This is a genomic window from Thauera phenylacetica B4P, assembly GCF_000310225.1.
In the GTDB taxonomy this organism is placed as follows: Bacteria; Pseudomonadota; Gammaproteobacteria; order Burkholderiales; family Rhodocyclaceae; genus Thauera; species Thauera phenylacetica.
In genome coordinates this window covers 1-694 of the sequence record NZ_AMXF01000557.1, presented here as the reverse complement: position 1 = coordinate 694, position 694 = coordinate 1, and the positions used below count along the sequence as shown (strand labels likewise).

The 694-nt window shown below is 75.6% G+C and carries 1 protein-coding gene and 1 pseudogene; both read left to right on the top strand.

The window, feature by feature from the left end; all coding sequences use genetic code 11:
• The coding region (locus C667_RS23665) for a TetR family transcriptional regulator C-terminal domain-containing protein (RefSeq protein WP_004391673.1) at nucleotides 1-246 on the top strand (246 nt) is incomplete at its 5' end.
• A pseudogene (locus tag C667_RS23660) lies at nucleotides 243-694 on the top strand (efflux RND transporter periplasmic adaptor subunit); the annotation flags it as partial. The gene C667_RS23665 and the pseudogene C667_RS23660, both read left to right, overlap by 4 nt.

Here is a 694-nt window from a genome sequence, read left to right as displayed (position 1 = left end):
GCGAAGCGGCTCGCGCGCACCCTGCTCGAGCGCTACGGCGAGCGCATCCGCGCCCGCCTCGAGGCCGGCAAGGCGGCGGGCGAGGTGTCGGCGGCGCTGGACATCGACGCGGCGGTGACGCTCTTCGTGGGCACCCTGCAGGGGCTGATCATGCAGTCCATGCTCGCGGGCGAGCTCGCGCGCATCCGGCGGGACGCGCCGCGCGTCTTCGCCATCTACCTGGCCGGCATCCGGAGCGCGACATGAGCCTGCTCAAGACCAAGGCGCGCACGCTCGCGCTGATCGCGGTGATCGTCCCGCTGCTGGCGGTGTTCGCGAATGTGGCGATGCGCTCGGGCCCGCTCGCGCCGGTCAAGGTCACGGTGGCGCGGGTGGAGGAGGGCGTGGTGGCGCCCGCGCTGTTCGGCATCGGCACGGTGGAGGCGCGCCACGCCTACCGCATCGGCCCCACCGCGGCGGGACGGGTCAAGCGGGTCGACGTGCAGGTGGGCGAGCGCGTGCGCGCCGGGCAGCTGCTCGCCGAGATGGAGGCGGTCGACCTCGCCGATCGCATCCGCGCCCAGGAGGCCGCGCTCGGGCGGGCCGAGGCGGTGGTGCGCGAGGCCGAGGCGCGCCAGGGCTTTGCGCGCGCGCAGGCGCGACGCTACGACCAGCTCGGCAGCCTGCAGGCGGCGAGCGCGGAGATTGCGGCGGG